The following is a 20,565-nucleotide window of genomic DNA, read 5'->3' as shown; positions in this document are numbered from 1 at the left end:
CACCGCCCTGCGCAGCCGCTCGTTCTCTTTCTGCAGACGCTTCAGTTCCTTCAATTGATCCGCGCCCATTCCGCCGTACTTTTTCTTCCAGCGATAATAGGTTTGTTCAGTCACACCAATCTGCCGGATCGCATCAAGGCGCGGCATTCCTTGTCCGGAAAGAACCTCAACCTGCCGTAACTTCGTGACAATTTCTTCGGGCTTTGGTCGCTTGTTTGCCATGGTATTCCTCCGTTTTCCTAAACATAGCGGAGGACCACTCCAGTGGGGGAGGATCACTTGTTTTCTGGGAGCCGCATTAGCTCATCTGGGAAGGCTAGCTTGCGCTGTGTGAGCGCCCGGTTTTCTGTTTCGGTCTCGGTGGTGCTGGTACTTTTCCAGGCCGAGGTGAAGGCATTCGAAACCGCACTGCTGAAGTTCCACACGGTCGTCACACCGCACATGGTGGAGAAATACTCAGCCGAGGTCTTATCCGGCGATCCAAAATACGCGACAGCACCCGAGTTGCCGATAAAGCTCTCATAATCCTGCCCATAGACTTTGCGCAGTTGGCAGAGATCCTGCGTGATCCCCCACAACTGAATGCCAAAGCCCGCCATCAACCCATAGGCTTGTTCAACCATGGTGAGCCGTCCCAAGGCGGGCATTTCATCGAGGATAAAGAGCACGGGTTTCTCAGGCATATCTTCGATATTGCGGGCGTTTTCGGTGATGGCTTGTTGCACCATCAGTCTCAAGAACCGGCCAAAGGCGTTCAGCCGGTCTGAGGGCAGGATCAGAAAGATCGTCATCGGCTTCTTCTTGAGGTCTTCAAAGGTGAAGTCCGAAGCGGACAGGCTTTCACGCAGCCGGGCAGAATCCAGCATGTGTGTTTCTGCTTGGGCCGAGGCGAGCACGCTAGCCATCAGCTTCGGTTCTTTCTGCAGGCTTCTGGCCCCTGTGCTGGCGATTATGTGATGCGGTGAGTTCGCCATTTGCTGAAACAGCTTTTCCATCTCATCACCACCCAGCAGCAATAGGTCTCGCACCGTGCCCAGATGCCGCCGCCCGGTATAGGCCTCATCAAAGGCCACTAGCAGGATTAGTCCTTGCAAGAACGCTTTGGCTTCTTCGGTCCAGAAGGCATCACTGTGATTGCTCTTTTGGACCAAGGCATCAGCCAACAACATCGCGTTTTCGGTGGCATCAACATCGCCCAGTTCAATCCAATCGAGCGGATTAAAGCGAGAGACTTCTTCGCCAGAGATATGCCATGGATCAACGCAATGCACCTCTTGGCCCATCTCGCGCCGGGCTTGGGCGGTAATGCGGGCATTCTCTCCTTTCGGGTCAATGACCAGCATGGACCCGGTGTAAGAGAGCAGATTGACAATGATATGCGACACGCCCTTGCCTGAGCGGGTGGGTGCAGAGGTCAGCAAATGCCGGTCGCCTTTGTAAGAAAAAACCTTCTCAACCGCGCCATCAATCACAGAGCCGAGAATGATGCCATCATCACCAAACAGATCTTTCTCCTGCATATGATCAATCGTCGCCCACTGGCTGGAGCCAAAGGTAGTGGGCAGATCGAAGAAGCTTTGCAACAGTCCTGCGGCCCAATAGCCAAGCGCCATGCCGAAGCCTGTGACGGACACGAACCATGCAGCACCCAAGCCAAAGACCGAGTGATCCAAAACGGCAAAGCCAACCACCAAGGCCACACCCATCACCGCGACCAAACGCCGAAAGGCCTGCGCTTGAGGCGAGCATATCCAGCCCAGAGCAAAGCCGGACCCAATGGCCACCGCCATCGTGATCAGACGCGACATCATCATCTCAACATCAAACCCGCGATGATACTGATCCGCAAAGGGATCGTGAAAGAACGATTGCGCCATCGCCCCATCCGCCGACATCGCAATCCACACACATGCAGCGGCATTTGCTGCACTCAAAATACGCCAATCCATGGCACGTCTCCTCATCTGACGTAAAACGTGCCACCGGCCTAAACATCCAAACCCACCCCGAGGCGGGGTGAAGGCAGGGTAGGTGCGGGTAAAAGATCTATCGTGAGATATTTGGTCCGCGATTGCGCCGCCGTGTCCTTGATGGTGCTGGCGTTGGCCCCCGCGCGGATCGGTTCATGTATTGCACGATCTGTTGTGCAAGGATTTTACGGTCTGCCATATGTTTGGCTTTGAGGTTCGTCGCACGGGCTTGCAGCTCCCGCCGCTCAGCCATTTGCGCATGGATGAGCCGGTCGCGCTGCTCTTGATCACGCCGCAGGCAGGCTAGCGCTTCTGTCTCATTGCGTTTGACCATGGCTTGGTGCGCGCCGGTCATCCGATCAAAGAGCCCGCGTAAGCCCTTATTGAGCCGGTCTGATCGCTCTTTGACCTCGCGCTGCCAGCGGGCGTCTTGCTTAGCCTTGAGATCACTCCGTTCCGCCCGCTGTTGCGTGACCATCTGTGCGCGTTCTTCCAGCATTGGTTGCATGTCACGCGCTTGTTTGTTTTTAACCTGATCGACGAAGCTCTGCACCTGAGATGTTTTGCGGGTTTTGAGCCAGTTTTGAACCTCGCTGAGTGGCTGTAGATCCAGTGCATCACCGAGGCGCGCTTTGACCTCTCTGGATTTAACACCCGTCCACCGGGCAAGCGCATAGATATTGCCCTGGATATCAAGCGCCACAACGCCGCGACGGTCGCCTTTAGCGATGTAGAGGCCTTTATCTGCAAGGGCGGCTTTGAGCGATTTGGCATCATCAGACTGCGCCCAAGCCTCCTGGAACAGAGGCTTCAACTCACGTGGATCACTACCGATCCGCTGTGCTTGCTGCCATTCAGACAGGGTGAAGTTCAACGGGTCTTTCTGGCCATAGCTCTTCAGGCCTTTGGGCAGCTCCCACCCATGATCCAGAAACATCTCCCGCGACAAATCCCGCATCTTCAACTTGAAATGCGGCAGATTGATTGCGGTCATTGTGTCGCTATCAATGCGTGACCACACCACATGAGCATGGCGGCGACCCTGTTTCTCATGAATGACCAAGGCATAGGGCTGGCCTTCTAGTCCCATGATCTGGGCCACGCGCTCCGCCGTCTCTTCAAACTGCTCATCACTGGCAATGACATCCGCAGGCGGGTTCAAACTGACGGAGAACATGAACTGCGTGCATTGGGTACCCAAAGAGATGGCTTCAGCTTCCTCCAACGCCCCATGGAGATCATCGGCCATAAACCCATCGATTGTGGCCAGCGTCAAATGATCATTGTCACGATCATTCATCAGATGATCAGCCAGGGCCTTCGCTCCAGCACGCTGAGAGGCAACAATGATCATGGCGCACCGCCGTCGTCATCATGATCGTCTCTATCAATCCGCGCGCCACGCAAAGCCTTGAGCAATGTCGTGCGCATCCATGCCACTTCTGCCACCGCCTTGTGCAAGTCAGCGGCCAGCTCTTCATCGACAATCAACGTCCCTTGATTGAGATGCTTAGCGATCTGATTGAGGTTATTGGCGTGCCGTGTCTCGCCCAGCCGGGCCAGAACCTCTGCCAAAAGCTGTTGCTTCGCAACAGGTGGTTTGTGCCGCTTGCGGTATCTGGGGGCCGCCGCGTCAAAAACCACGGACTTGATGTATGCCCCCAGTGCCATCCCCCCGGCCTGAGCCTCAAGCTGCTGCCGTTCATTCGCACTCAACCGCAAAGACAACGGCGCAAGGCGTTTTTTGTGGGCAGCCGTCGCTGTCAAAGAGTGAGTAACAGTGCTGTTAAAATCCACCGATGTACCACTCATGGCCGAGGCCCTCGTAGCTCATCCGCATGCGGTTGCATCACCTCATGCAACCGCTCCAGCTCATCAAAAATCTCGTCAAGATTAATGCTCTCAGAACCAAGATGACCGCCCAAATCGCCCGAAAATCCGTTCGAACTTACTCCGCTTGAGCGCACCACAGTCGCTTCGGACAGAAGCGGCCAAGCTCAGCGCAATAGTGTCACGCGGCAGTCGTTTCGGAGAAGCGATGAGAGCGTTTGGTCCTCGTTCTCTCCTACCATCCGCACCACAGTCGCTTCGGTCAGAAGCGACGAAGCTCAGCGCACTGGTGTCACGCGGCAGTCGTTTCGAAGAAGCGATGGGAGCGCTTGGTTCTAGGTCTCTCCTACCATCCGCGCCACTTCATTTTTTCAGCGAGAGACGCTAAAAAAACGTAAAAGTATCAGAGTGTTGCGGGGTTTGATAACCGCTTTTCCGCCGTGTTCCGGTGGGCTGCAGAAGACCAGTTTCACCGCCAACCTCTTCATGGCAATTGATCCATTCCAGTCGGGGTTTCAGGGAGTTTGCCGGAAACGCCGAGGGTGGTGTTGATAATCTCATCGAGACGTTTCTCTGGTTGTCCCGATTGCACCGCTTTTTCCATCAGGAGCGGTTTCCGTGACTTCCGCTCTTCATTGCGTTTTTTGAAGGCAGTGGCCATGCGGTGGATGGCTTTAAGGCCGACCAGAGTTCCGTGTCAGAATGGCTTTCTTCGACGAAGAAGGGCACCGGGCTTACCAACATCGTCAAGACGAAGGCGGACGACCCATTCCAAAACGCCTCTCATGTGAAGTACCCTCTCTCGACCGTTGAGACATTTTCGTTCAACAGCAGATAAATCTAGCTATATTTGCCTCAGAATGAAGTGTGGCAATTGAAGTGCAATGCGCGGATGCCAGAGAAGGCAGTTAAACGACTGCTGGGCAGTCCCTCATGCGCCTCAAACACGACACCTTTTAGCCGTCCATTTTAAGGGCGGAAATAAACGCCTCCTGCGGGATATCCACCTTCCCGAACTGGCGCATTTTCTTCTTGCCCGCCTTCTGCTTGTCCAAGAGCTTGCGTTTGCGGGTGGCATCCCCGCCGTAGCATTTGGCCGTCACGTCCTTGCGCATGGCCGAGAGCGTTTCGCGCGCGATCACCTTGCCGCCGATGGCCGCCTGGATGGGGATCTTGAACATGTGCCGCGGGATCAGATCCTTGAGCTTTTCGACCATGGCGCGGCCGCGCTGCTCTGCTCGGTCGCGGTGCACCATCGTTGAGAGGGCATCCACCGGCTCGTCGTTCACCAGAATGGACATCTTCACCAGCTTGTCCTCGCGGTAGCCGATCATCTGATAGTCGAAACTCGCGTAGCCCTTGGTGACCGATTTCAGCCGGTCGTAGAAGTCGAACACCACCTCGTTGAGCGGCAGATCGTAGACCACCATGGCGCGGCTGCCCGCATAGGTCAGATCCTGCTGAATGCCCCGTCGGTCCTGGCAGAGCTTGAGCACATCGCCCAGATAGTCGTCCGGCACCAGAATGGTCGCTTTGATCCGCGGTTCCTCCAGATGCTCGACCAGCGTGAGATCCGGCATGTCGGCAGGGTTGTGCAGCTCCAGCATCTCCCCGTCCTTGAGGTGGATATGGTAGATGACCGAGGGCGCCGTGGTGATCAGCTCGATGTCATATTCACGCTCGATCCGGTCGCGGATCACCTCCAGATGCAGGAGCCCAAGGAACCCGCAGCGGAATCCAAAGCCCAGAGCGGCAGAGGTCTCCATCTCGTAGGAAAAGCTCGCATCGTTCAGCGCCAGTTTCTCGATGGCGTCGCGCAGATCCTCGAACTGAGCGCTATCCACAGGAAAGAGCCCGCAGAAGACCACTGGCTGGCTCGGCTTGAAGCCGGGCAGGGCGGTGTCGGTCGGTTTCTTCTCATGGGTGATGGTATCGCCGACGCGCGTGTCGCGCACCTGCTTGATGGAGGCGGTCAGAAAGCCGATCTCCCCCGGACCCAGAGCGTCAATCTCGGTCATGGCGGGCCGGAACACCCCGATGCGGTCCACATGATGGACCGATCCGTTCTGCATCATCCGGATCCGGTCGCCTTTTTTGAGCTGACCGTCCATGATGCGCACCAGCACGATCACGCCCAGATAGCTGTCATACCAGCTGTCCACCAGCATCGCCTTGAGCGGCGCGTCCGGCTGACCTTTGGGCGCAGGCAGCGTGGCCACAATCGCCTCCAGCGTTTCGGTGATCCCCTGCCCGGTCTTGGCTGACACCTGAATGGCCTCTGAGGCGTCAATGCCGATCACATCCTCGATCTGCTCGGCTACCCGGTCGCAATCGGAGGCCGGCAGGTCGATCTTGTTGAGCACCGGCACGATCTCGTGATCCGCCTCGATGGCGTGGTAGACATTGGCGAGTGTCTGCGCCTCGACCCCTTGGGTGCTGTCCACCACCAGCAGCGAGCCCTCCACCGCGCGCATGGAGCGGGAGACCTCATAGGCGAAATCCACGTGGCCGGGCGTGTCGATGAGGTTGAGCACATAGTCCTCACCATTGAGCGCCGTGTAGTTGATCCGCACGGTCTGCGCCTTGATGGTGATGCCGCGCTCGCGCTCGATGTCCATACTGTCGAGCATCTGCTCCTTCATATCCCGGTCCGCCACCGTGTTGGTGGACTGGATGAGCCGGTCGGCCAGCGTCGATTTCCCGTGGTCGATGTGCGCCACGATGGAGAAATTGCGGATATGTGAAAGCGGTGTCATGGTCTGGATATGTAGGGGTTTTGTGGGGTGGTCAAGGTGGTTGCGCGGGTAGAGATAACGGACGAAGAAAGCGCTGAAGCGTGGTTGGAAACGCAGGACCATCAGACAAGGATATGGTTTGCCGTGCGGTGCGCGCTCAGGGTTCTACCGCTGCACTGGAAATGGCAGGCTTCAAGCACGCCAGAGAACTTCTGTAAAACATGCCGGCGGTTGTTAATTTGTTCTAGGGCATCAACAGCGCAGCCAGAGGAAATGGAGAGTTTTGCGGAACGCGCCCGCTTTGTAAGTACAATAACGAGCATTGGTGGTGCGGACGCTTCGCCAGACGTGCTACAAGCTGCGCTTACTGTCGCTCTCACCACTTCCTACTCTACCGGTAGCGCCCGACAAGCCGCCTATGCTTTTGGCGATGCGATAAGCGCACTTGATCGAGACGACCCGCTAACACGGGCTCAATTTCATTCGGCAGCATCTGAGGATACAGCATCAATAATGCGCTGGCGCCCACTGTGGCCCAAAGCACAAATGCCTGCAGCTCTGAAAGAAAACTGGAAGCAAATAAAATCTCACATGAAGAAGGACCCGGTCGACTGGTCCTTCTGGAGCGAGTGGTATGAGGCCATTCTTAGCGGCACACCACTCCCTTGGGATTTGACGCAACGCATTGCGTTTGAAGTCACCGCCGAGGAGTGGGACGCCGGACAGGTGAAAGTTGCGGAAAGGATCCAAGAAATCCGTGATGACTGGATGGCCGATCAGTTGCCACAAGCTGAGACGATGTTCGAAGATCCGCAGACAGGAAAGTTCGAAGTCACCGCCGCGCCGTTTGACAAAAGCCAGCTTATCAACAGCATCCTGGCACAGCTTGAGTTCTCGCTGAAGCTCGCCGCTGACAGCAATGCGTCCGACTTCAACCGGATGTGCACCGCGTCCAAATACCTCGATCACACGTTGACGCATTGTCGGGACGATCCAAACGCAATTGAACAGAACCTAGGATTGGCCAGAGGCATCATCGACCAGAACCTGACCGACCCGGCGTATCGCGCGGATGATGCGCTGCGCGCCCTCGCCAGATCACTGGAGCAACATCAGTTGCAAATCAGGGCTGATCACCCGGACGTCCGAAAGGCTTGGGAAAAGCGGATTGCACAGAAAATCCGCGAGGTGAACCGCGATGTGAGGCTGGAAACAGCACGCGCCATTCGCGCGGAACAGTCGCGCGTACAGGGACGATTGAGCATCGAAACCGACCTTGATGCAGAGACGGTCGAAACCGAACAAGCGGCCGAGTTACAGGCCATCGCCATACGCCGGGCAGCGGGACGCTCCGCGAAGATGAACGCACTTCAACGGGCGTCGCAGGCCGCAAAAGACGTCGATGCGTCAGGTGTCTACAAAGGAACCCGCATCGCGGCAACCGGTTACGGCCTTGTCGAAATTGTCATGAAATGGCTCGGTGGCTGATCCGCGAAGGCGGGAAAACGCGCAAAGCCGTTCTCCTCGCTTTGCCGCCAGAGAATCTGTCCCTTCCTGGTTGCCTTGAAGACCCTGCCCGCCAGGCCTTTGAGCAGGCGGCCTCTTATTTCCGACAAAAACAATCAGACTACTTGATTTCCGCCGCGAAACAGTATCTGACTATTTTCGTAAACAAATCGGTGCGAGCGAGTCATGCCCCAATTTCTCCCCAGATCACATGCGGGTGGCATCCCGCAGGGAGCGATGGCCGCGCGCGCCGGATCCGGTTCGGCCCCGGCCGGGCCGGATCACCCATCCCCCCAGCCACGCCTCACGGCCAGCCCGGACCCGACAAACCAACCGGAGGCACTGATGACCCACTCACGCACCCCCCGCCACGCCGCGGCCCGCGTCTATCCACGATCACTCGCGCCCCGTCCCGTCGTGGCATGTTGCCCGCGGGAATGCCTGTGCTGCGCCGCGGACGGGCAGTTGCCCACCGATGTCAGCCTGGAGCATCTCTTTGATCGGGAGGGGCTGCGCTGATGGGCCTGTTGCAAACACCCCCGAACGCCGCGCGTGCCGCGGCGGAGATCGACAAGCTGCCCGCCTATGACGCGCGTGATCTGATCCCGGAGGGAACGCAGGCGCGCCTGGTGCTCGACGGTACGGTCTACACCCTGCGCATTACCCGCGCGGGCAAGCTGATCCTGACAAAATGAGCAGCGGATGTCACAGGCACGGAGGCGTCTCGGTCGGATGTCTGTCTGCGCTGGACCCCTGGGAAGCCCTTCTGGTGCGCGAATTGCGCCTCTGGTGTGAGGGTCCCGAAGGGCAGGCGACAGTCTGGAACGGCTTTGCCCTCCACTTGCCGCAGGGCACGGCTGCGAAGGAAATGCGCGTGTTCGAGGATCTGATCCGGACACTCTCGACCTTTGCCCGGCGGCCGTTGGTGCGGCACGGGCTGCAGTGCGATTGCCTGGGCGCTGATGAGGCGGTTTTCCTGCAGATCGTGCGGGCGGCGGCGGAGGGCGAACTCGGGGATGCGGCCATGGTCTCAGCCCTCGTGGTGCTGCCGGCCCATGCGGAACGGGTTGCCCTGATGGCGGGGCAGGTCGGTCTGGCCACGCAAAAGATCCACGCGGGACAGTGCGCCCACGCGCGCACCACCCGTCCGGATAATGTCGTGCTTTTGCACTGACGGAACAGAGTTTACCAAGAGGGAAAGCCACCAATGAAACTGACGATGACGACCGCACTGGGCACAGTGCTGCTGGCAGCCGCACCCGCATTCGCGGATAAGGCGGCGGTATTGGGCACATATGCCGATATTGCGCTGGCCAAATATACCGACAGCCTGACCAGCGCGCAGACGCTGCTGGCCGCTGTGCAGACACTGACCGAGACGCCGTCCGCCGAGGCGCTGGAGGCGGCCAAACACGCCTGGCTTGCCGCGCGCGTGCCGTACCAGCAGACCGAGGTCTACCGCTTTGGCAATGCCATTGTGGACGACTGGGAAGGCAAGGTGAACGCCTGGCCGCTGGATGAGGGGCTGATCGACTACGTGGATGCGACCTATGGCGGGGCCACGGACGAGAATGAATACGCCGTGCTCAATGTGATTGCCAACCCGTCCTTTACGCTCTCCGGCGAGACGGTCGATGCAGCCGAGATCACGCCCGCGCTGCTCGAAGGGGCGCTGCACGAGGCGGATGGTGTGGAATCGAACGTGGCCACAGGCTATCACGCTGTTGAATTTCTTCTTTGGGGTCAGGATCTTAACGGTCACGGCCCTGGTGCCGGCAACCGCCCGTGGACGGATTATGCCACGGGTGAGGCCTGCACGGGCGGACACTGCGACCGCCGCGCCGACTATCTGACAGCCGCGACGGAGCTGCTGGTTTCCGATCTGGAATGGATGGTGGCGCAATGGCAGGATGGCGGGGAGGCCCGCACCCAACTGACCGCAGACGAAAACGCCGGGATCAGCACGATCCTGACCGGAATGGGCTCGCTCAGCTACGGTGAACAAGCTGGGGAGCGGATGCGCCTTGGCCTGATGCTCAACGATCCCGAGGAAGAGCACGATTGCTTCTCGGACAATACGCACAACAGTCATTTCTATGACGCCATGGGCATCCGCAACGTCTATCTGGGCAGCTATACGTCGATTGACGGCACCGTGGTCTCCGGCCCGTCGCTGTCGGCGCTGGTGGCCGAGGCGGATGCGGGTGTGGATGCGGAGCTGCGCGCCAAGCTCGACACCACCATGCTGGAGATGTCCGAGATGAAGACCGCCGCAGAGGCCGGTTTCGCCTATGACATGATGCTGGAACGCGGCAATGACGCGGGCGAGGCGCTGATCATGGGGGCCGTGGATGCGCTGGTGGATCAGACCCGGTCCATTGAGCGGGCTGTGGCGGCACTTGGCGTCGAGCAGATCGAGTTCGAAGGCTCCGACAGCCTCGATAATCCGGACGCTGTCTTTCAGTAAAGGATCCGCAGGGGGGTGACAGAGGTTCCCCGCGGTGTCACCCCCTTGCGAGAGCTGCCGACAGGCGGCCCCTTGCGCGCCCGATCGTCCCCTCCGAAGGGCGCTCGGGCGCGTCTTGTAATTCACCGTTTCCGGTCCCAGCTATTTTGTGTCTCAGCAAGGACAGACGATGCCCAAAACGCCCAGCCCCTGTATCGACGTGTGCAAGTTCAAGCGCGAAGGCCATTGCATCGGCTGCTCGATGACCAAGGCGCAAAAGTCGCTTTTCAAAGGGTTGAAGAAGGATGCGCATCGCGCGGGCTTCGTGCGGATGCTGACCGCACAGCAGGCGCAGCTGGGCAAGTACCGTCATTGGCAGGCGGCCTATCGCAAGAAGCTGGCCAAGCGGAAGATGCACCTGAGCGATGTGCTGTGATCGGGCTGGCTGTCGATTGTCGTTCTGGCGGGCTTGAGAACACTCGGGCCGGTCGCACCGTGTCGGCTCGGTTCCGAGGCTTACTGCGAACGGGGACCCTTTCGATGCGTGCCCATCTTGCCACCAAGGTGCCCTTTCTTGGAAAGCTGCACGATGCCGGGCGGGTCGCCCAAGCTCGCGCGGGGTGGATGGTGGCCGGGCGACAAAGATCTTGGCACTCGGGCAATACGGAGATCTGACGGATGCAGTCACGACGGGGATTTCTGAGCGGTGTTCTGGCGCTGGCCAGCTGCGTCCCGCCTGCGTGGGCCGATGCTGGCGGCCCGCGCTATCTCAGCAGTGCCCGGCTGCCAAACGGTGCCCATGCGCTGATCGGGTTGCGCGCGGATGGCGGTCTTGCGTTCTCGCAGCCCCTGCCAGCCCGGGGTCACGCGGCTGCGGCCCATCCGAACCGCGCCGAGGCGGTGGCCTTTGCCCGCAGGCCGGGTACCTACGGGCTGGTCATCGACTGCATGACCGGGCGCGTGTCACATCGGTTGGAGACACCCCCGGCGCGGCATTTCTACGGGCACGGTGCATTCTCTGCGGATGGTGCGACGCTCTTTACCACGGAGAACGACATTGCCACTGGTGCGGGGCGCATCGGCGTCTGGGACGCGGATGCCGGGTACAGGCGGATCGGAGAGCTGCCCTCGGGCGGGGTCGGCCCGCATGAGATCATCCGCATCGCTCAGACCGGGGAACTGGCTGTGGCCAACGGTGGCATCCGCACCCATCCCGACACGGGCCGGGAAAAGCTGAACCTTGACGAGATGCGCCCTAACCTGACGCTGATGGCGCCGGAGGGGCGCATCGCGGATGTGGCCGAGCTGCCCGCCACGCTGCACCAGAACTCCCTGCGGCATATCGCGGATCTGCCCGGTGGCCGTGTGGCCTGTGCGTTTCAGTGGCAGGGCGATCCGTTCGCAGCGCCGTCGATTGTCGGGGTCTATACGCCCGGTGGTGGGTTGGCGTTGCTGCCGATGGCAGAGGGTTTTCTGCGCGGTCTCGATGGCTACGCCGGCAGCATTGCAGCCCTCGGTGCGCAGCGGCTCGTCGCGAGTTTCCCGCGGGGGAATGCTCTGCAGGTCTTTGATCTGGAAAGCGGTGCTGCGCGCACCCTGCGCCAGACCGATGTCTGTGGTGTGGCCGGAGCCATGGCAACGGACGGTCTGGGCGGTGTGCAGCGGATCGGGCAGGGCGGTTTCACCCGCCTCGCACAGCACGCCATGGCCTTTGACAACCACCTGGTGCAGGTCGGCTAAACGTCAGGTCTGTGCCCGGGCACCGCCGGTCGCGCGCGCCAGCACAAAGAGACCGACCGCCCCGCCAATGCCGATGACATCCGAGAGCAGCCCGCCTTCGATCATGAAGAGCGCGACGATCACCAGCCCTGCCCGGATGGGGAGTGCGGCGCGGGCTCCGGCCCACCAGCCCTGAACCCCGGAGGACAGCAGGAAGACGCCAAAGATGGCCGTGGCGCCTGCGCGCAACACCTCGAACCAGCTGCCGTCCATCAGAAGTGCGCTGTTGTAAAAGAACATGAACGGCACGATGAAGGCGGCGATGCCGACCTTGAAGGAGGCAACCGAGGTGGCCATGGGATTGGCCCCCGAGATGCCCGCCGCGGCGTAGCTGGCGAGCGCCACCGGCGGTGTGATGGCCGAGACGACGGCGAAATAGAAGACGAAGAAATGCGCCGTCAGCGCCGGGATGCCCAGTTGCACCAGGCCGGGAGCGACCACGCTGGCCGCCACCGCATAGGCCGCCGTGGTGGGCATGCCCATGCCCAGCAAGATCGAGATGCACATGGCAAAGAAGAGCGCCAGAAGCTGGTTGGCATCGGCGATGTTCAGCAGAACGGAGGAGAAACGCGCACCTACGCCGGTGAGCGAGATGACCCCCACGATGATCCCCGCGCAGGCGCAAACCGCGATGATCTGGATCGACATGATCCCGGCCAGCTCGAAGGCTTTGGCGATGGATTTCGGCCCCATGCGGTAAGGCGTCAGCCAACTGACGACGGCGGCCGCAGCCGTGGCGAGCGTGCCCGCGCGGATCACCGAATACCCCATGAAAAGCGCTGCGATCAGGATCACGATCGGCAGGAACAAAAACACCCGGCGCACCATGTCTCGGAACTTGGGCAGTTCGTCCTCGCGCATGCCGCGCATGCCCAGTTTGGCCGCCTCGAAATCCACCATGAAATAGACGGACACGAAGTAGAGCACTGCCGGGATGATCGCGGCGATGGCGATGTCCGTGTAGGCGATGCCGGTAATCTCGGCCATGATGAAGGCACCCGCCCCCATGATCGGCGGCATGATCTGACCCCCGGTGGAGGCGGCGGCCTCGACCGCACCCGCAGTGGTAGGCTTGTAGCCCACCTTTTTCATCAGCGGGATGGTCAGCGATCCGGTCGCGACGACGTTACCGGCGGAGGTACCGTTGATCATGCCCATCAGACCGCTGGCAAAGATCGACACTTTGGCTGGGCCACCGCGTGCGCGCCCGGCGGCGGCAAAGGCGAAGTTGACGAAGTATTCACCCACCTTGGAGGCCTGCAGGAAGGCCGCAAAGATGATGAACAGGATGATATAGGTGGAGGAGACGGCGGTTGTCGGCCCGAGGATGCCCGCGTCGGTGTAGACTTGGCTGAAGAACCGTTCCCAGGCGATATCGGGCGCATTGAGGAACCCTGGCAGTAGGTCCCCCACGAAGACGTAGACAAGGAAGATCCCCGCGATCACGATCAGGGCAAGGCCTGCGACACGCCGCGTCATCTCCATGATCAGCAGTGTGCCCGCGACGGCGGCGAGGCTCATACCGATGGGCGCAAAGGGCGTGCCGGTGGCATTGCGCATCAGCGTGCCAAAGATGGTGATCAGATAGATCGCGACACCGACGGCGCAGATGCACAAGAGCAGGTCGGCAGGCAAGATTTGTCCGCGCGTGCGCGTTCTCATCCAGCCGATGACAATGCCGAGGGCGGAGGCCCCGATGAGCGGCACACCGTAGTGCCAGATCTCCGCGGCGCGGATGGCGGGATCGATCCCGTTCCACATCACACCGCCCGCGATGTCCGTGGCAAAGCCGAGCGCCGTGTAACAGGCGTAGAGCGCGGGCAGCATCAGCAGCCATGACAGCAGATCGAGCGGATGGCGACCGGGTTTGTCCTGCTCCGGAAAGGCGCGCGCGGAATAGAGCAGAAAGCCCAGAATCAGCGCGCCCGCGATGTGGACAATGCGGAAATTCCAGGTCTCCATCGGAAAGACCGGCAGAAAGGGGATGTCGATGCCCGTCCAGCCGCGGATCGACCAGCCGTTGAGCACGGCCATGTGAAAGATCGCATAGACGCCCGCAATGACTGCAACCACGAAGTAGGTGTTGCCGGTGAAGAGGCGGCGGTTGCTTTCGACCGGTTCTTCATCGACGCCATCGGCGCTGATGGGGCCGTCCACCTGATCCTGATCCTGTGCCACATTGCTCATCACCGCTCTCCCTCGGGCCGGTCCCGCCGCACCGGGCGGCAGCAATCAAGAAAGGCCGCACCTCATCGGTGCGGCCCTCGTCAGTTGGTTCAGTTCCCGTGGATCTGATCTGCGGGGATGTCGGCGCCCGCGTTCTCGATGAACCACTTCGCTGCTCCCGGGTGCCAGTCGATCACGCCACCGTTCTTGTCCCAGTTCTCGGGCAGGGTGGAGCGTGCGGCCTTGTGGATGTTCATCATCCGCTCGTTGTCGGACATGATGATGTCCACCACCGCATTGACGAAGCTGTCAGGCAGATCGCAGTTGGCGATGGCAAAGTTCCACATGGACACCGAGCGCGCGTCATCCTCCAGCGTGCTGTAAGTGGAGGCGGCGATGTCAAAGGCTGCCACGGGGAAAGCTTCCATGATCGTGGCCTGCTCTTCCTCGGTGAACTCGATGATGTTCACATCCGTTTGCACTTCAAGCTGGCTGACCGCCGGCACAGGCACACCGGCGGCAAAGGCGATCACGTCCAGCAGACCGTCCTGCAACTGCCCGCCCAGATCGCTCCAAGAGCCGTTGCGGCGTTCGAAATCAACGCCCAGCGTCTCCATCATCCGAGGGAAGTACGTATCCGAGGTGGAGCCGGCCGGACCAAAGCCGATGCGCGCGCCATCTGGGATTTCCGACACAGCCGTGATCCCCGAGGAGGACAGGGCCGTCACGGAAAAGGGCGTCTGGTACATGGGGAACATCGCACAGGCGTTGGTCATCTGCAGACCGGGCGCGATGGGGCTTTCACCGGCGATGGCTTCGGCTGCGGGGCCCATGGTGGTCATGCCGAACTGCGCGTCACCGGTGTGCACCAGTGCCATGTTCTGGCCGGGGCCGCCGGTGACTTCACCGCCACCTGTCAGGCCCAGTTCCTCGGCCACGAGGTTCGCCCAGCCCGAGCCATAGGCGAAATAGGTGCCACCCTGCGAGGCGGTGGCGACGGTAAAGCTTTGCGGCCAGCCGGTCCGGTCCTGGTGGCCGTCGGCAAAGGCTGCCGTGGCGGTCAGGGCCGTTGCGGCGATAAGTGCTGCCGTTTTCATGAGGTATCCTCCACTATTATGCGTGACCCTTGGTGGGGCCTATTGGTCTGGCCCGCATAGGTGCGGACACTAGTGCATGAATAGGTCCAAAGCGGGTAGCTCACAACGGTATTCGGTCCGTCTTCGGGGCCCGGGCCATCAATTTGGAGTGTTAGCGCAGACATTTGCCGCAGCTCACGGGTGAGAGGATGGGATCTGCCGGTGCCACGCTGCCCCCAGTTGCAAGGCGCCGAGATCATTCCCTTGTCGGGCCGCAATCTGCAATCCCATCGGGCGGGGTCCCGGGATGGGAACGGCAAGACAGGGCAGGCCGATGAGGCTCACCGGGATAACCACCTCCATCCAGCGGTGATAGCTGTCCATCCGAACGCCCGCGATCTCGTGCGGCCAGTGCATATCGGCGGGGAAAGGCCAGCATTGCGCGGTGGGCAGCACGAAGGCGTCGAAACGGTCAAAGAACCGGGCGGTGGCGCGGAACCAGTCCGACCGCAGGGCGCTCGCGCGCTGGATTTCCTGGCCGGAGAGCGCGAGGCCGCGTTCAATCTCCCAGATGGCCTCGGGCTTGAGCCGGTCGCGCGTTGCGGAATCCTCGTAGAGCGGGCGCAGCGAGGCGGCGACCGACCATGCGCGCAGCGTGGTCCATGCCTCCCAGAGCGCCGCGGCAGGGAAGGGAGGATCGGCAGGCTCCACGGTGCAGCCCGAAGCCTCCAGATGGGCGAGGGCGCCAGCGGCGCTGTCGAGCACGCCCGCCTCCATCGGATAGGCGCCACCCCAGTCACCCAGCCAGGCGATGCGCCGCCCGGTGACATCGGCCCCAAGCTTACGCGCGAAACCGGCTGACGCCCTCCCGAAGGGCAGGCGCGGGTCTGGCCCGGCCTGCACGTCCAGCAGAAGCGCGATGTCCTGCGGACAGCGTGCCATCGGCCCCAGTGTCGACAGCGGATGGGCAAAGAGATCCCCGGCCGCATTCCCCGGCACCAGGCCCCAGGTCGGCCTGTGCCCGTAGACACCGTTCCAGCCTGCGGGGTTGCGCAACGAGCCCATCATGTCCGAGCCATCCGCCAGACAGACCATGCGGTGGGCGAGGGCCACCGCTGCCCCGCCGGAGGACCCGCCTGCGGTCATCCCCGGCGCCAGTGCGTTTTCGGTGATGCCAAACAAGGGGTTGAACGTGTTGCTGCCGAGCCCGAATTCGGGCGTGTTGGTCTTGCCGATCACGATGGCGCCCGCGTCCTGCATCCGCTGCACCATGATGTCGCTGGTCGTGGCGATCTGATCTGCCAGGGCCGGGCTGCCCATGGTCGTGGGCAAACCGGCGACGTTCGCGAGGTCCTTCACGGCGAGGGGCACGCCGTGCAGGGGGCCTTTGACCGCGCCTGCGTCCGCCGCGGCGGCCTCGACCATCAGGGCGTCGTCGCCCCGCAGCGAGACGATGGCGTTGGCGGCGGGATTGACCTGGGCGATACGCTCAAGCGTGGCGCGCATCACCTCTGTGGCCGAGAGCGCCCGCGTGGTGAGTGCGGCGGTCAGGCGGTGCGCGTCCCAGTCGAGAAAGCTCTCCATAGGGTCCCCGCCGTGCGTCAGGCCGGCGCCTTCTGGCCCGGGGCGGCGGCCAGCAGGGCGCGGGTGTAGGCGTGCTGCGGATCGGCAAAGACGGCAGCTGTCGGGCCCGTCTCCACCACTTCGCCCTTGTTCATCACCATGATGCGATCGCAGATCTGCGCCGCGACCCGCAGATCGTGGGTGATGAAGAGCATCGCCAGATCAAAGCGTTTGCGCACATCATCGAGCAGGTCGAGCACCTGCGCCTGCACCGACACATCGAGGGCCGAGACGGCCTCATCCGCCACGAGGATCTCCGGCTCCATCGCGAGCGCGCGGGCGATGCAGATGCGCTGGCGCTGCCCACCGGAGAACTGATGCGGGAAGCGATCGAGCGCCTCTGCCGAAAGCCCCACGATCCGCATCAGATCCGCCGCGCGGTCGCGTGCTTCGGTCATGGAGAGGCCGAAGTTCACCGGCCCTTCCACGATGCTCTGCCCCACGGTGCGGCGCGGGTTGAGCGAGCGGTAAGGGTCCTGAAAGACGATCTGGATGTCCTTGCGGTGCGGGCGCAGCTGGCCCTCGGACAGGCTGGCGATGTTCTCGCCGTCGATCAGCACGGCCCCCGAGGTGGGGTCGATGAGCCGCATGACACAGCGCGCGACTGTGGATTTGCCCGAGCCGCTCTCGCCGACGATGCCCAGCGTCTCGCCCCGCCGCACGGTCAGATCCACGTCGCGGGCCGCCTGCACCACGCGGCCTGTCCCAAGCAGACCGGCGGTGCCGTAGGTCTTGACGAGATCATCCGTTTCCAGCGCGATGTTGCCTTGGGCAGGCTGGCGTTCGGGGGGCGTCATGGAGGGCACGGCAGCGATGAGCTTGGCCGTATATGGATCCCTGGGTGCGCCCAGCACCTCGGCCACGGTGCCCTGTTCCACGATTTTACCGTGTTTCATCACGGCCACCCGGTCGGCGATTTCAGCGACCACGCCGAAGTCATGGGTGATGAACATCACCGCCATGCCCTTGCGCTGCTGGATGTCCTTGATCAGCTCCAGGATCTGGGCCTGTGTTGTCACATCGAGCGCGGTTGTCGGCTCATCCGCAATCAGCAGCTGCGGCTCCAGCACCAGCGCCATGGCGATCATGATCCGCTGACGCTGCCCACCCGACAGCTGATGCGGGTAGGAGCGGTACATCTTTTCCGGATCGGGCAGGGCCACATCGTTCATGCTGACGAGCACGCGCTGCTTGCGCTCGGTGGCGGACATCTCCGCGTGGATCTCCAGCATCTCGGCGATCTGGTCACCCACGCGCAGCACGGGGTTGAGCGCTGTCATCGGTTCCTGAAAGATCATCGCCATCCGCTCGCCGCGCAGTTTGCGCAGGCGCGCGTCGGTTACCTCCAGCAGATCCTCACCTTCCAGCCGGATGGCCCCTGCAACAGGGGTCAGCGCGCGCCGATCCGCCAGCCCCATCACCGAAAAGGCGGTGACGGATTTGCCCGATCCGCTCTCTCCCACGATGCAGAGGATCTCGCCCGCGCCGACGCTCAGCGTTACATCCTCCACCGCAAAGGGACGATCGGCCCCCTTGGGCAGCGCCACGGTCAGCCCGTCTACCTCCAGCACGGCCATCAGCGCATGTTCCTTGCGATGCGCGGATCCAGCGTGTCGCGCAGCCCGTCGCCCACCACGTTCACGGCCAGCACCGTAACCGCAAGGCAGATGCCGGGGAAAAAGATGATCCAGGGGGTCAGCTGAAAGAACGTGCGCCCCTCGGACATGATGTTGCCCCAAGATGGGATCTCGGGCGGGATGCCTGCGCCCAGAAACCCGAGGATTGATTCCGTGATCATCGCCGAGCCGCAGATATAGGTCGCCTGCACGATGAGCGGCGCGATGGTGTTGGGCAGCACGTGACGCATCAGGATCGTTGGTATGCGAGTGCCCGCGGCGATGGCGGCCTCCACATAAGGTTCCTCGCGCACGGTCAGCACGACGGAGCGGACGAGGCGGACGACGCGGGGGATTTCCGGAATCACGATGGCGATGATCACCGTCGTCAGCGTGGCGCCGGAAAGTGAGATGAGCGCGATCGCCAGCAGGATTGCGGGGATCGACATCAGACCGTCCATCAGCCGCATGATCAGGGCGTCCATCAACCGGATGTAGCCCGCGATCAGCCCCAGAAAGAGGCCGAGCGCCACGGCGATCACGGCAACAAAAAGCCCCACGATCAGCGAGACCTGCGCACCGTTGATAACGCGTGAGTAGACATCGCGGCCCAGCATATCCGTGCCGAAAAGCCCGTTGCTGCCCGGCGGTTTCAGCCGGTTGATGGGGTTCAGCGCTGTGGGATCGCTCACGAACCACGGCCCGATCAGGGCAAAGAGCGCGATCACCACCAGCACGGCTCCTCCCCAGAAGACGCCACGGTTGCGCAGGGCGATCTGTGCGAGGCTCAGCTCCTTTGCGGCGGCGGGCGGCTCAATGTCGGTTGCGTGATCTGCCATCAGTAACGGATCCTCGGGTCGAGCACCGTGTAGCTGAGATCAATCATCAGGTTGATGAAGATGTAGACGAAGCTGAAAAAGAGGATGAGCCCCTGGATGATCGGATAGTCGCGTGCGAGCACCGCATCCAGCACCAGCCGCCCCAGCCCGGGGATGTTGAAAACGCTTTCGGTCACTACCACGCCGCCGATCAGCAGGGCGATGCCGATGCCGATGACCGTGACCACGGGCACCGCGGCGTTGCGCAGCGCGTGGCGCATCAGGATGGTCATTTCGGATTGACCCTTGGCGCGGGCGGTGCGGATGTAGTCCTCCTCCAGCACTTCGATGACCGATGCGCGGGTCATCCGCGCAATCAGCGCGATGAAGATCACCGACAGCGTCACCGAGGGCAGGGTGATATGATAGAGAAACGGCCCCAACCCTTCGGTGAAAGGGGATTTATACCCCTGGACCGGCAGGATCTTGAGCGTCATGGAGAACGTGTAGATCAGGATGTAGCCCAGCACGAAGACGGGTACCGAGAACCCGCTGACCGAGAACAGCATCACGAACCGGTCGAGGAGCGAGCCTGCGCGAAACGCCGCGATGGTGCCGAGCGGCACGGCGACCACGACGGCGAAACTGATGGTGGTCAGCGCCAGCAACATGGTGGGCTCGATCCGCTGGCCGATCAGCTCTGTCACCGGTTTACCGGAAAAGATCGACGTGCCCAGATCGCCTTGCACCAGCTGGCCGACCCAGCGGACAAACTGCACCACGATGGGATCAGAGAGACCCAGCTGCTGGCGGATGCGCTCCACATCCTCGGCCGTGGCATAGTCGCCCGCGATCACGGAGGCTGGATCACCCGGCGCCAGGCGCAGCATGAGAAAGACAAAAAGTGCGACCAGCACCATCACCGGGATGGTGGAGAGAACACGCATCGTGATGTAGCGCGTCATGACGGTCCTTTTGGCAAGGGGAGGGGAGTGGCGCG

19 protein-coding genes are annotated in these 20,565 nt (G+C 61.6%); 7 read left to right on the top strand and 12 right to left on the bottom strand.

Annotated elements, in window-relative coordinates; genetic code table 11:
* From Q1A53_RS03645 to lepA, 6 genes are all read right to left on the bottom strand, one after another.
* Window positions 1–222, bottom strand: a 222-nt coding sequence (locus Q1A53_RS03645) for a transposase (RefSeq protein WP_299963011.1), incomplete at its 3' end; no start/stop codon positions are given.
* A gap of 53 nt (window positions 223–275) precedes the next feature.
* Window positions 276–1,949 (bottom strand): type IV secretory system conjugative DNA transfer family protein, encoded by a 1,674-nt coding sequence (locus Q1A53_RS03640; RefSeq protein ID WP_299963009.1) that lies wholly within the window; start codon window positions 1,947–1,949, stop codon window positions 276–278.
* Window positions 1,950–2,046: 97 nt separating this feature from the next.
* Window positions 2,047–3,324 (bottom strand): relaxase/mobilization nuclease domain-containing protein, encoded by a 1,278-nt coding sequence (locus tag Q1A53_RS03635; protein WP_299963007.1) that lies wholly within the window; start codon window positions 3,322–3,324, stop codon window positions 2,047–2,049.
* Entirely contained in the window at window positions 3,321–3,782 is a 462-nt protein-coding gene (mobC, locus tag Q1A53_RS03630) for a plasmid mobilization relaxosome protein MobC (protein WP_299963005.1), read from the bottom strand. The genes Q1A53_RS03635 and mobC overlap by 4 nt, the downstream gene beginning before the upstream one ends.
* A gap of 502 nt (window positions 3,783–4,284) precedes the next feature.
* A complete protein-coding gene (locus Q1A53_RS03625) occupies window positions 4,285–4,461 on the bottom strand; it encodes a hypothetical protein (RefSeq protein ID WP_299963003.1) in 177 nt (58 codons plus the stop codon).
* A 295-nt stretch (window positions 4,462–4,756) separates the two neighbouring features.
* Window positions 4,757–6,556 carry a translation elongation factor 4 gene (gene lepA / locus Q1A53_RS03620; RefSeq protein WP_299963001.1) on the bottom strand — a complete coding sequence of 600 codons (1,800 nt, stop codon included), beginning with the start codon at window positions 6,554–6,556 and terminating at the stop codon, window positions 4,757–4,759.
* 570 nt (window positions 6,557–7,126) lie between these two features.
* Between lepA and Q1A53_RS03615 the strand changes: the two genes are divergently transcribed.
* The 7 genes from Q1A53_RS03615 (at window position 7,127) to Q1A53_RS03585 (ending at window position 12,227) form a co-directional block, all read left to right on the top strand.
* Window positions 7,127–8,023, top strand: coding sequence for a hypothetical protein (locus tag Q1A53_RS03615; protein WP_299962999.1), 897 nt, complete (start codon window positions 7,127–7,129; stop codon window positions 8,021–8,023).
* A gap of 363 nt (window positions 8,024–8,386) precedes the next feature.
* The gene (locus tag Q1A53_RS03610; RefSeq protein ID WP_299962997.1) at window positions 8,387–8,560 is read left to right on the top strand and encodes a hypothetical protein; all 174 of its coding nucleotides are present in this window, start codon (window positions 8,387–8,389) and stop codon (window positions 8,558–8,560) included.
* Window positions 8,560–8,736: a hemin uptake protein HemP gene (gene hemP, locus Q1A53_RS03605; protein ID WP_299962995.1), complete on the top strand. Its 177-nt coding sequence runs from the start codon at window positions 8,560–8,562 to the stop codon at window positions 8,734–8,736. The genes Q1A53_RS03610 and hemP overlap by 1 nt, the downstream gene beginning before the upstream one ends.
* Window positions 8,733–9,215 carry a hypothetical protein gene (locus Q1A53_RS03600; protein ID WP_299962993.1) on the top strand — a complete coding sequence of 161 codons (483 nt, stop codon included), beginning with the start codon at window positions 8,733–8,735 and terminating at the stop codon, window positions 9,213–9,215. Before hemP ends, Q1A53_RS03600 begins: the two co-directional genes overlap by 4 nt.
* 33 nt (window positions 9,216–9,248) lie before the next feature.
* A complete protein-coding gene (locus tag Q1A53_RS03595; RefSeq protein WP_299962991.1) occupies window positions 9,249–10,508 on the top strand; it encodes an imelysin family protein in 1,260 nt (419 codons plus the stop codon).
* Between the two features lie 169 nt (window positions 10,509–10,677).
* The gene (locus tag Q1A53_RS03590; RefSeq protein ID WP_299962989.1) at window positions 10,678–10,923 is read left to right on the top strand and encodes a DUF1289 domain-containing protein; all 246 of its coding nucleotides are present in this window, start codon (window positions 10,678–10,680) and stop codon (window positions 10,921–10,923) included.
* A gap of 242 nt (window positions 10,924–11,165) precedes the next feature.
* Window positions 11,166–12,227, top strand: coding sequence for a DUF1513 domain-containing protein (locus Q1A53_RS03585; protein WP_299962987.1), 1,062 nt, complete (start codon window positions 11,166–11,168; stop codon window positions 12,225–12,227).
* Window positions 12,228–12,230: 3 nt separating this feature from the next.
* Here the strand turns inward: Q1A53_RS03585 and Q1A53_RS03580 are convergent, their stop codons facing one another.
* The 6 genes from Q1A53_RS03580 to Q1A53_RS03555 form a co-directional block, all read right to left on the bottom strand.
* Window positions 12,231–14,453, bottom strand: coding sequence for a TRAP transporter fused permease subunit (locus Q1A53_RS03580; RefSeq protein WP_299962985.1), 2,223 nt, complete (start codon window positions 14,451–14,453; stop codon window positions 12,231–12,233).
* Between the two features lie 89 nt (window positions 14,454–14,542).
* Window positions 14,543–15,529: a TAXI family TRAP transporter solute-binding subunit gene (locus Q1A53_RS03575; RefSeq protein WP_299962983.1), complete on the bottom strand. Its 987-nt coding sequence runs from the start codon at window positions 15,527–15,529 to the stop codon at window positions 14,543–14,545.
* Window positions 15,530–15,703: 174 nt separating this feature from the next.
* Window positions 15,704–17,092: an amidase gene (locus Q1A53_RS03570; RefSeq protein WP_299962982.1), complete on the bottom strand. Its 1,389-nt coding sequence runs from the start codon at window positions 17,090–17,092 to the stop codon at window positions 15,704–15,706.
* Window positions 17,093–17,109: 17 nt separating this feature from the next.
* Window positions 17,110–18,708, bottom strand: coding sequence for an ABC transporter ATP-binding protein (locus Q1A53_RS03565; protein ID WP_299962981.1), 1,599 nt, complete (start codon window positions 18,706–18,708; stop codon window positions 17,110–17,112).
* Window positions 18,708–19,586, bottom strand: coding sequence for an ABC transporter permease (locus tag Q1A53_RS03560; protein ID WP_299962980.1), 879 nt, complete (start codon window positions 19,584–19,586; stop codon window positions 18,708–18,710). Before Q1A53_RS03560 ends, Q1A53_RS03565 begins: the two co-directional genes overlap by 1 nt.
* Complete coding sequence (locus tag Q1A53_RS03555) at window positions 19,586–20,530, bottom strand: ABC transporter permease (protein WP_299962979.1); 945 nt, start codon at window positions 20,528–20,530, stop codon at window positions 19,586–19,588. The genes Q1A53_RS03560 and Q1A53_RS03555 overlap by 1 nt, the downstream gene beginning before the upstream one ends.
* Between the last annotated feature and the right edge of the window lie 35 nt (window positions 20,531–20,565).

The sequence above is a fragment of the uncultured Roseobacter sp. genome, from assembly GCF_947496515.1.
Classification (GTDB): Bacteria; Pseudomonadota; Alphaproteobacteria; order Rhodobacterales; family Rhodobacteraceae; genus Roseobacter.
This window is presented reverse-complemented; position numbering and strand designations above follow the sequence as displayed.

What these genes read in the sequence shown, in the direction of transcription:
- Q1A53_RS03640 (WP_299963009.1), bottom strand. Translation starts at nt 1,949, where the DNA reads ATGGATTGGCGTATTTTGAGTGCAGCAAATGCCGCTGCATGTGTGTGG.
- Q1A53_RS03635 (WP_299963007.1), bottom strand. Translation starts at nt 3,324, where the DNA reads ATGATCATTGTTGCCTCTCAGCGTGCTGGAGCGAAGGCCCTGGCTGAT.
- mobC (WP_299963005.1), bottom strand. Translation starts at nt 3,782, where the DNA reads ATGAGTGGTACATCGGTGGATTTTAACAGCACTGTTACTCACTCTTTG.
- Q1A53_RS03625 (WP_299963003.1), bottom strand. Translation starts at nt 4,461, where the DNA reads ATGGCCACTGCCTTCAAAAAACGCAATGAAGAGCGGAAGTCACGGAAA.
- lepA (WP_299963001.1), bottom strand. Translation starts at nt 6,556, where the DNA reads ATGACACCGCTTTCACATATCCGCAATTTCTCCATCGTGGCGCACATC.
- Q1A53_RS03615 (WP_299962999.1), top strand. Translation starts at nt 7,127, where the DNA reads ATGAAGAAGGACCCGGTCGACTGGTCCTTCTGGAGCGAGTGGTATGAG.
- Q1A53_RS03610 (WP_299962997.1), top strand. Translation starts at nt 8,387, where the DNA reads ATGACCCACTCACGCACCCCCCGCCACGCCGCGGCCCGCGTCTATCCA.
- hemP (WP_299962995.1), top strand. Translation starts at nt 8,560, where the DNA reads ATGGGCCTGTTGCAAACACCCCCGAACGCCGCGCGTGCCGCGGCGGAG.
- Q1A53_RS03600 (WP_299962993.1), top strand. Translation starts at nt 8,733, where the DNA reads ATGAGCAGCGGATGTCACAGGCACGGAGGCGTCTCGGTCGGATGTCTG.
- Q1A53_RS03595 (WP_299962991.1), top strand. Translation starts at nt 9,249, where the DNA reads ATGAAACTGACGATGACGACCGCACTGGGCACAGTGCTGCTGGCAGCC.
- Q1A53_RS03590 (WP_299962989.1), top strand. Translation starts at nt 10,678, where the DNA reads ATGCCCAAAACGCCCAGCCCCTGTATCGACGTGTGCAAGTTCAAGCGC.
- Q1A53_RS03585 (WP_299962987.1), top strand. Translation starts at nt 11,166, where the DNA reads ATGCAGTCACGACGGGGATTTCTGAGCGGTGTTCTGGCGCTGGCCAGC.
- Q1A53_RS03580 (WP_299962985.1), bottom strand. Translation starts at nt 14,453, where the DNA reads ATGAGCAATGTGGCACAGGATCAGGATCAGGTGGACGGCCCCATCAGC.
- Q1A53_RS03575 (WP_299962983.1), bottom strand. Translation starts at nt 15,529, where the DNA reads ATGAAAACGGCAGCACTTATCGCCGCAACGGCCCTGACCGCCACGGCA.
- Q1A53_RS03570 (WP_299962982.1), bottom strand. Translation starts at nt 17,092, where the DNA reads ATGGAGAGCTTTCTCGACTGGGACGCGCACCGCCTGACCGCCGCACTC.
- Q1A53_RS03565 (WP_299962981.1), bottom strand. Translation starts at nt 18,708, where the DNA reads ATGGCCGTGCTGGAGGTAGACGGGCTGACCGTGGCGCTGCCCAAGGGG.
- Q1A53_RS03560 (WP_299962980.1), bottom strand. Translation starts at nt 19,586, where the DNA reads ATGGCAGATCACGCAACCGACATTGAGCCGCCCGCCGCCGCAAAGGAG.
- Q1A53_RS03555 (WP_299962979.1), bottom strand. Translation starts at nt 20,530, where the DNA reads ATGACGCGCTACATCACGATGCGTGTTCTCTCCACCATCCCGGTGATG.